The sequence below is a fragment of the Buchnera aphidicola (Lipaphis pseudobrassicae) genome (assembly GCF_005081185.1).
Classification (GTDB): domain Bacteria; phylum Pseudomonadota; class Gammaproteobacteria; order Enterobacterales; family Enterobacteriaceae; genus Buchnera; species Buchnera aphidicola_AD.
Window position 1 is genome coordinate 195,025 of record NZ_CP034870.1, and the last position, 9,634, is coordinate 204,658.

The 9,634-nt window shown below is 24.9% G+C and carries 10 protein-coding genes and 1 other RNA gene; 5 read left to right on the forward strand and 6 right to left on the reverse strand.

The annotated features are described in order from the left end of the window. Together D9V70_RS03250 and gyrA are read right to left on the reverse strand one after the other, a co-directional pair. A partial coding sequence (locus D9V70_RS03250; RefSeq protein WP_253254819.1) for a ribonucleotide reductase N-terminal alpha domain-containing protein occupies positions 1–770 on the reverse strand: 770 nt, incomplete at its 3' end. A gap of 83 nt (positions 771–853) precedes the next feature. After that, positions 854–3,340 (reverse strand): DNA topoisomerase (ATP-hydrolyzing) subunit A, encoded by a 2,487-nt coding sequence (gene gyrA / locus D9V70_RS00925; protein ID WP_158355901.1) that lies wholly within the window; start codon positions 3,338–3,340, stop codon positions 854–856. Positions 3,341–3,614: 274 nt separating this feature from the next. On the opposite strand from gyrA, the gene D9V70_RS00930 reads away from it, so the two are divergent. Continuing rightward, positions 3,615–4,343 carry a DUF2076 domain-containing protein gene (locus tag D9V70_RS00930; RefSeq protein ID WP_158355902.1) on the forward strand — a complete coding sequence of 243 codons (729 nt, stop codon included), beginning with the start codon at positions 3,615–3,617 and terminating at the stop codon, positions 4,341–4,343. Positions 4,344–4,458: 115 nt separating this feature from the next. On the opposite strand, the gene D9V70_RS00935 is transcribed toward D9V70_RS00930, so the two are convergent. Continuing rightward, positions 4,459–5,052: a redoxin domain-containing protein gene (locus D9V70_RS00935; protein ID WP_158355903.1), complete on the reverse strand. Its 594-nt coding sequence runs from the start codon at positions 5,050–5,052 to the stop codon at positions 4,459–4,461. Between the two features lie 123 nt (positions 5,053–5,175). Between D9V70_RS00935 and ung the strand changes: the two genes are divergently transcribed. Continuing rightward, entirely contained in the window at positions 5,176–5,841 is a 666-nt protein-coding gene (gene ung / locus D9V70_RS00940) for a uracil-DNA glycosylase (protein WP_158355904.1), read from the forward strand. A gap of 44 nt (positions 5,842–5,885) precedes the next feature. On the opposite strand, the gene grpE is transcribed toward ung, so the two are convergent. Further along, positions 5,886–6,422 (reverse strand): nucleotide exchange factor GrpE, encoded by a 537-nt coding sequence (gene grpE / locus D9V70_RS00945; protein ID WP_158355905.1) that lies wholly within the window; start codon positions 6,420–6,422, stop codon positions 5,886–5,888. A gap of 120 nt (positions 6,423–6,542) precedes the next feature. On the opposite strand from grpE, the gene nadK reads away from it, so the two are divergent. After that, positions 6,543–7,421 carry an NAD(+) kinase gene (gene nadK, locus D9V70_RS00950; RefSeq protein ID WP_158355906.1) on the forward strand — a complete coding sequence of 293 codons (879 nt, stop codon included), beginning with the start codon at positions 6,543–6,545 and terminating at the stop codon, positions 7,419–7,421. An 86-nt stretch (positions 7,422–7,507) separates the two neighbouring features. Further along, entirely contained in the window at positions 7,508–7,816 is a 309-nt protein-coding gene (locus D9V70_RS00955) for an outer membrane protein assembly factor BamE (protein ID WP_158355907.1), read from the forward strand. A 28-nt stretch (positions 7,817–7,844) separates the two neighbouring features. Here D9V70_RS00955 and ssrA read toward each other — a convergent pair. Next, positions 7,845–8,218, reverse strand: a transfer-messenger RNA (tmRNA) gene (ssrA, locus tag D9V70_RS00960). Between the two features lie 118 nt (positions 8,219–8,336). Here ssrA and grxD point away from each other — a divergent pair. After that, a complete protein-coding gene (gene grxD / locus D9V70_RS00965) occupies positions 8,337–8,663 on the forward strand; it encodes a Grx4 family monothiol glutaredoxin (RefSeq protein ID WP_158355908.1) in 327 nt (108 codons plus the stop codon). 139 nt (positions 8,664–8,802) lie between these two features. Here the strand turns inward: grxD and rnt are convergent, their stop codons facing one another. After that, on the reverse strand, positions 8,803–9,450 hold the full coding sequence (rnt, locus tag D9V70_RS00970) for a ribonuclease T (RefSeq protein WP_158355909.1): 648 nt from the start codon (positions 9,448–9,450) through the stop codon (positions 8,803–8,805). Between the last annotated feature and the right edge of the window lie 184 nt (positions 9,451–9,634).

The window sequence follows — 9,634 nt, forward strand, 5'->3', positions numbered from 1 at the left end:
TTAATACCAATTCCTGCTCGTTGAGAAACATATTTTACAATAGAGCTCGTAGTTGCATTAATAGAATCAAGATTATCATCACATTCAATTAAAACACAAGAACTAAATTGACGAGTAGGAGTTCTTACGCCTGACATGATTGGAGTTGGTAATGAAATTTTAAAGGTTGAAATAGCATCATAAAAACGTTGAACATAGTTCATTCTAGTTTTTTTTGGATATTGAGCAAATAAACATGCAGAAATTAAAATATATAAAAATTGTGCACTTTCATATATTTTTCCAGTGGTGCGATTTTGTATTAAATATTTACCTTCTAATTGCTTTACGGCAGCATATGAAAAATTCATGTCTCTCCAATGATCAATAAAAGAATTCATCTTTAAATATTCTTCATAAGAATAATATTTTAATAAATTTTGATCATATTTTTTTAAAGAAACCATTTTTTTAACATGTTCATATAACGTAGGTGGTTCAAATTTACCATAAGCTTTTTTCCTAAGATGGAAAATAGCTAATCTTGCTGACATATATTGATAATCTGGTACATCTTGTGAAATCAAATCAGCTGCAGCTTTAATAATAGTTTCATGAATATTAACTGTTGTAATATTATTATAAAATTGAATACGAGAACGTAATTCAACTTGTGAAACAGAAACATTATCTAATCCTTCGGCTGCCCAATTTAATACTTTATGGATTTTATCTAAATTTATTTTTTCTTTATTCCCGTTTCTTTTAGTAACAAAAATACTATTTTCCATATTAATTTTAACCTATATAAAAGAATGTAAAAGAGGTGTTTTTTAATATTTTATATTTTTACTTTTTAAGTAAATATATTTTTTTATATAGATTCTACAATTTTTTGTAAAGCAACAACTTTTTCGTTTTTTGATGTTCTTATTAAAATTACACCTTGTGTATTTCTTCCTAATACACCTACTTCAGATACCCTTATTCTAACTAGTGTACCTGCATCAGTAATCATCATGATTTGATGTTTTTCTAAAACTTGTATTGCTCCAATAATTTTTCCATTTTTTTTTGTTATTTTTATTGAAATAACACCTTGAGTGGCACGTGACTTTATTGGGAAATCAGTAATTTTTGTTCGTTTTCCGTAACCATTTTTTGTTGCTATTAAAATACTTCCTTTATTGTTTGGAACAATTAGAGAAACTACTTTATCATTTTTTTTAATTTTAATTCCTTTAACTCCTGATGCAGTTCTACCCATAGTTCTAACGCTATTTTCTAAAAATTGAACTACTTTTCCATTTTCTGTAAATAACATAATATTGTTATTTCCATCAGTTAAAGCAACACCAATAAGCTCATCATTAGAGTGTAAATTAATCGCAATTATTCCTGAAAATCTAGGTTTTTTAAATTGACTTAAAGAACTTTTTTTAACTATTCCATGAGCAGTAGCCATAAAAATATTAAGATTGTCTTTATATTCACTTACTGGTAATATAGCCGTAATTCTTTCTTTTGCATTTAAAGGTAATAAATTTACTATAGGTTTTCCTTTTGCATGTCTACTAGATTCTGGCAATTGATAAACTTTTATTGAATATAAAACACCTCGACTAGAAAAACATAATATAGTATCATGAGTATTTGCTATGACTAAACTTTCTATGAAATCTTCTTCTTTTATCTTTACAGCTGATTTTCCTTTTCCACCTCGTCTTTGAGCATTATAATCAGAAATAGGTTGATATTTTACGTATCCTGAATGAGATAGTGTGACTACAACATCTTCTTGATTAATTAAATCTTCAATTTTTATATTAGTATGGTTTTCTATAATGTTAGTTCGTCTTTTATCACCAAAATTTTTCTGTATTAATAATAATTCTTCTTTAATAACATCAAGCATACGATTTGTATTTTGAAGTATATTGTTTAATTCCTCACATACTTTTACTAATTCATTGTATTCTGTAATAATTTTATTTCTTTCTAAATTAGTTAATTTTTGTAAACGTAAATCTAAAATAGCTTGTACTTGTATTTCAGTTAAAAAATATTCGTTATTTTTTTTCAAATTTACTTGAGAAGTGTCTATTTCTTCAGATATCCATTTTTGTTTCATTATTAAATTTTTTGCGTCGATTGAATTTCCTGATTTTTTTATTATTTTAATAATCAAGTTAATATTAATTAAAGCAATATTTAATCCTTCTAAAATATGAATGCGATTTCGTGCTTTTTTAAGTTCAAAAAGACTACGTCTCATGATGACTTCTTGTCTATGAGATAAGAAGTTTTTTAAAATTGCTTTTAAAGATAAAGTTTTTGGTTGTCCTTGACATAAAGCTACCATATTAATTCCAAAAGAAACTTGTAGTTGTGTTAAGGAATATAATTGATTTAAAATTATTTCAGACATAGCTTCTTTTTTTATTTCAATAACAATTCTCATTCCATCTTTATCTGATTCATCACGTAAAGCAGTAATCCCATCAATTCTTTTATCTTTTACTAATTCTGCTATTTTTTCGATTAAACGTGATTTATTTACTTGATAAGGTATTTCATTGAAAACAATAGATTCTTTCTTGCTTTTTTTATTTTTTTCAATTATGTTACGAGCTCGAATATAAATTTTACCTTTTCCTGTAAGATAAGCTTCTTCAATACCTGATTTTCCGTTAATAATACCAGCTGTTGGAAAATCAGGTCCCGGAATATATTTTATTAATTCTTCTAAAGTAATATCAGGGTTATTAATATATGCTAAACATCCATTAATTACTTCGTTTAAATTATGAGGAGGAATATTTGTTGCCATTCCAACAGCGATACCTGATGAACCATTTATTAAAAGATTAGGTATTCTTGATGGTAGGATTTCTGGTATATATTCTGTTCCATCATAATTTGGTACAAATTCAACAGTATTTTTTTCCAAATCACTTAAAAGTTCATGAGATATTTTAGACATCCGAACTTCTGTATATCTCATTGCTGCTGCTGAATCTCCATCTACAGAACCAAAATTTCCTTGACCGTCTATAAGCATATAACGTAAAGAAAATTTTTGAGCCATTCGAACTATAGCATCATATACAGCTGAATCTCCATGAGGATGGTATTTTCCTATGACATCGCCTACTATTCGAGCAGACTTTTTGTATGCTTTATTCCAATCGTTATTTAATACATACATTGCAAATAGTATTCTCCGATGAACAGGTTTTAAACCATCTCGCACATCAGGCAAAGCTCGTCCAACTATTACAGACATAGCATAGTCTAAGTAAGAGTTTTCTAACTCTTCTTCTATGTTCACTTGTATGATTTCTCTTTGAAGATCTTTCATAAAGTTATTATCTCTTTTTATTATAAAATGATCATATTAAGTAGAAAAGTATAACATAATTAATCTTTTAGATGGATCTAAAGCACATTATTCTCATATATGAGAATAGAATTTTTATAAAATTCGTTATTTTATAATAAAAAATATTTTTTTGTATTGTGTATTTTAAATGAAAGTATTAATATAAAAATAATTTTAATTTTTTGTTAAAAACATTGACAATTAATTATAAAATATAATAGTTTATTAATTTGACTTTAAAATGAGATCTTATATGAAAGATGAAGAAAAAAATTTAATAGAAAATTTGTTTCATCGTTTAAAAACGACTGAACTAAATTCTTTTGAAAGAGATAATTCAGCTGATAAATTAATTCAACAATTAGTAAAAAAACAACCATCTTCCTCTTATTATATGGCTCAAACAATATTGATACAAGAAACAGCCATAAAAAAAATGAGTGAAAAAATTGAAGAATTAAAGAAAAAAATCAAAATATTAAAAACAGAAGAATCTAATAAAAAACCAAGTTTCTTATCAAATTTTTTTAAAACAAATCCTACTTCTCAAACATTATCTCATGATAATAATGTATGGAAAAACAAAGAAAATCATTTGCAATCTCATTATTCTAATCCATCTATGTCTTCTCCTACAATGCAATCTAGCCCTATAGCAACTAATAATAGGAGCGGTTTTCTTAGTAATGCATTACAGACAGCAACAGGTGTTGCTGGTGGTATGATTTTAGGAAATATGTTAATGAATGTATTCAATCATTCTCAACCAGAACAAGAGGTATTTGATACTATCAATAATAATGATACATTTTCGCAAAATCATAACAATAATAGTACACCAGATATTAATCATGATAATTTAGTTGATTATGAAGAAAATGAACATCAAGTTAATGGAAGTACATCTAACTTAGATGTTTCAAATGATAACTATCAAGTAGAGGATGAAGATATTGATCATGATGATGATCATTTTATTTAAGGAAAAATATATTTTTTTATAAAATACAAATTTTATAAAAATAATTGACTAAAAAACATTGTATTAAAAAATAAAGCCAGCATAAAATATTGTTTTTTTGCTGACTTTAATTTTTTTAATATTTTTTACTTAAATATTTTGATACTCCTTCAATAGAGGGTTGCATTCCATTTTGACCTTTTTCCCAATTGGCGGGACAGACATCACCATTTTTATTATAAAATTCCATGGCATCGATCATTCTTATCATCTCTTTTATATTTCTTCCAAATGGAAGATCATTAACAACTTGATGACGTATAATCCAATTTGAATCGATTAAAAAAGATGCTCTTAACGCTACTCCAAGAACTGGATGTTCAACACCATAAGATTTCTGTATATTACGTTTGATATCAGATACTATAGGAAAACTTATTTTCCCAATACCTCCGTTTTTAGGTAATGTATTTTTCCATGCTTGATGAACAAAAATGCTATCAATCGAAACACCAACAATTTTTGTATTTCTTTTTTTAAAATCTAGATAAGTTTTATTAAATTCTATTATTTCAGATGGACAAACAAAGGTAAAATCCATAGGCCAGAAAAACAATACCAATGCTTTTCCATTAGAATATTTTTTAAGATCAAACTCTTCGACGATTTCATTGTTTTTTAAAATTGCAGGAGCTATAAAATTCGGTGCGTTTTGTGTTACTAAAATCATTTTTTTTCCTATAATTGTTTATTTTTTAAAGAAAAATATATCTTTGATAAGACTATTTTAATTTAAAAGATATTTTTAAAAAATATTTTAATTCAAATTTTATATCAAATGGATACACTAAAAATGCAAACTCAATTTTCTTGGAAAAATATTTTATCTCAAGAAAAAAAAAAATATTTTATTAATATGATGGAATTTCTTAAAAAAGAACGTTTAAAAAAAATTATTTGTCCACATAAAAAAGATGTTTTTAGAGCTTTTTTATTAACTAGTTTCAATGATATTAAAGTTGTTATTCTTGGACAAGATCCATATTATTCTTATAATCAAGCACATGGTTTATCATTTTCTGTTCCTTATGGTTGTACTATACCACCTTCTTTAAAGAATATATATAAAGAGTTAAATGATGACTTTAAAAAAAAATATACATTTAATCATGGATGTCTTGATAATTGGGCCCATCAAGGTGTTTTTTTATTAAATACATGTTTGACTGTTGAATCAAAAAAACCAAAATCACATAGTAATATAGGTTGGAATATTTTCACTGATAAGGTAATTTCTTCAATTAATTTCTATAAAAATTCTATTATATTTTTGCTTTGGGGAAATGATGCACAAAAAAAATCACATTTAATTAACACTAAATGTCATTATGTTTTAAAAGCACCTCATCCTTCTCCATTATCAGCTTATCGTGGATTTTTTGGTTGCAAACATTTTTCTTTAACTAATAAGATATTAGTTAGAAATAATAAAAAACCAATTAATTGGTTCATGATTTAAAAATAAAATAAATGTTTTTAATATGACTTTTTTAAAAATAAAAATTATTCTTTAGAAACTATGACTTGTGCTTTTCGTAGCAATTTTTTTTTCAGCATAAATCCCTTTTTTTTAACAGAGATAATATGGTTAGGTGGAATGGTGTTAGATTTTTCTATTGTAATAGCATCATGAAGATTAGAATCAAATAATTCTTCTTCTTTTCCTTCTATTGTTACATCTAATTTATTTAATGTATCTAAAAACGATTGTAATGTTAATTTAATTCCTTCTATTAAAACTGTATTATTAGAATTTAATTTCTTAGATACTGTTAAAGCGTCTTCAAGAGAATCTATAATCGGAATAATTTGTTTTAAAAATTGTTCTGTTTGTATCTTTTTTATTATTTTGATTTTTTCTATTGTGCTTTTTTTTATATTTTCTATATTTGCTAATTTACGTAATTCAATATCATTGATTTGTTTCTTACTTTCTGATATTTGTAATTTTAAACTATCAATTTTTTTGTTAATGTCTTCTATATTTTCTTCTTTTTTTTCTATATCTTCATTATTTAATTTTTTTTCTTGATTATCCATAAATTTTACCAAATTTAATATTATTAAATAATAATATATTATAAGGTTTATAATTAATCTTTCAAGGTTATTGATTGTTATAATATAATATATATTATTTTGATTAGGAATTTTTATGTAATGAAGCAATATTTCACTTGTATTGGTATTGTTGGATATCCACGTCATGCAAGTGCATTAATAACACATAAGATACTCTATAAGTGGTTGATAAAAAATGGTTATAAAGTTTTTATTGAATCTACTGTTGCAAGAACATTAAAAATACATAACGCTAATACAGCTACATTGATGCAAATTGGTAAATTTTGTGATTTAGCAATTATTATAGGAGGAGATGGTAATCTATTATGTGCAGCACGGGTTTTATCAGTTTATAATATTAAAATTATTGGGATTAACCGAGGAAATTTAGGTTTTCTTACTGATTTAAACCCTGATACTGGATTAGAAAAATTATCAGAAGTTTTATCTGGTCATTATTTATTAGAAAACCGTTTTTTATTAGATGTACAAGTATCTAAAAAAAAAGTTGTTTCTAGATCTAGTATAGCGATTAATGAAGTAGTTTTACATACAAAACATTTAGCTCATATGATAGAATTTGAAGTTTATATTAATAATAAATTTTCTTTTGCTCAACGAGCAGATGGATTAATTGTTTCAACTCCAACAGGTTCTACTGGTTATTCACTTTCAGCAGGCGGTCCTATTATAGCAACATCTTTAAATGCTATTGTTTTAGTACCAATGTTTCCACATACACTATCAGCTCGTCCCTTAGTAATTGATAGCGATAGTATTATTTGTTTAAAATTTTCTAAAGTAGAAACAAACTTAAAAATCAGTTGTGATAGTCAAATTGTTTTAACAATTAAAAAAGGTGAATGTGTATTTATTCGTAGAAGTAGTTTTTATTTAAATCTAATTCATCCTAAAAGTTATAATTATTTTCATACGTTGACATCTAAGTTAAATTGGTCTAAAAAATTTTTTTAAAATTATATTTTAAAATAAAATAGTTATTTTATTCATAAATACATATTACTCATGTTTATATATTAAAAGAAGAATAAGAGATTATAATGAATAATTATATAAAAATACTATTGATAGTCATTTTTTTTCCTAGTTGTTCATCATTAAATAAACAAAATCATGATTTTAATCATATTGAAACAATATGTTTAAATCAAAGTTTATTGAATAAAAACTATATTGGTATGACGAAAGAAGAAATTATTTATTTATTTGATAATCCAGTTTTATCTGATTCTTTTCAGGATGTCTATCATTATTGTTTTGTTAATAAAAAATTTGGAAAAAGTTTTCAAAAAAAAATGTTAAATTTATATTTTAAAGATAATAAAGTAATTAGATTTAATTTTACATAATTCAAAAGCAATATTTTAATAATATTAATTTTGGAGCTGGCGGGATTTGAACCCGCGTCCAAAATTTCTACGATAATAAAGCACTACATGCTTAGTTTTTTATTTTTTAAATTTATTGTCTAATTTGAAAAAACACATTTTAGACATATAGCTTGAAAAGTTATTACGTATTTGTTATCAAGCTTAACATTTACGTTTTTCTCTTTTTTTTGACCTTTCTGTAATCCTCGTCTTAAGAGAAAGAAAGCTGAGCAGAAAGGGCTTTATACAGTTTTTAAGCTGCTAAAGCGTAGTTTTGTTTATTGTTTGCAACTATTTTTTCACGGCTTTTTATCGAGGCAAACCGTTCCTCGGCATGCACTTTATTTTGTGGATAATTTTGTCAAATCCAAAAACAGCCCCTTATTTTCTATGTTATTATTACAAAAAAAAATAAACTTGTCTATTAATTGTTTAATAGTATATTTTAGATTAGTGTAATTTAATAATTTTTTATATAAACTTTTAAAATAGGAAAAACATGAATATTATTCAAAAAATAGAAAAGCAAATTAAAGATAATATTATTATAATTTACATGAAAGGAACGCCTCAATCACCTAGTTGTGGATTTTCTGCACAAGCTGTTCAAGCTTTATCATCTTGTGGAGAAAAATTTGCTTATGTAGATGTTTTAGAAAATATAGATATTAGAAATGAATTACCAAAATATGCAAATTGGCCAACATTTCCCCAGTTATGGGTAGACGGTGAATTAGTTGGTGGATGTAGTATTATACTTGACATGTTGGAAAATGGTACTTTAAAAAAATTAATATCAGATGCAATAAAAAAACATACAAAATAATATTTTAAAATATTTTAAAAAATATACATTAGTTAATTTTCAAGATTATATGACATTACATAAAGACTATTAAAATATTAATCTATATTGTAATGTCATATATTTTATATATCAATTTCAAAAACATATAGATATCACTTTATTTTTTTTTTATTTGATTTAATGGCCATCCGCCTAAACGTTTCCAACGATTCACTAGCTCACAAAAAAGATTAGCTGTTTGTAATGTATCATAAAGAGCAGAATGTGCTTGATTATTATCAAAAGTTAAACCAATAGCTTTACATGCTTTAGCTAAAACTGTTTGTCCTAATGCTAAACCACTAAGTGATGCAGTATCAAACGTAACAAATGGATGAAAAGGATTATTTTTTACTTTTACTCTTTGAATAGCTGCCATTAAAAAATTATGATCAAAATTAGCGTTATGTGCAACAACAATACTTTTACTACATCCTTCTATTTTTATTCCTTTACGAACCATATCCAATATTGATTTAATCGCTATATTTTCACTAATAGCACCACGTAATGGATTAAAAGGATCAATTTTATTGAAAGCTATTGCGTCAGAGTTTATTATAGAACCTTCAAATGGCTCTATGTGAAAATGTAATGTATCTTCTTTATGTAACCATCCTAATTTATCCATTTTTAATGTTATTATTGCAATTTCTAATAATGCATCAGTTTGAGCATTAAATCCTGCAGTTTCAATATCTATTACAACAGGATAAAAACTACGAAAGCGATTACTTAACAAATTGAATTCTTGAGTTGTAGACATCAAAATCTCGTTTTTTAAAATACTTTGTGTTTGATATATTGAATTATTTTTTAAATTTAATATAGATATCTATACTTAAAATATTAAGTATTAATATATTAAGTATTAATATATAGATATATTAAAAGACTATTTTTTATTTATTTCAAATTTACTAAATAAATTATATAAAATAATTTTTTAT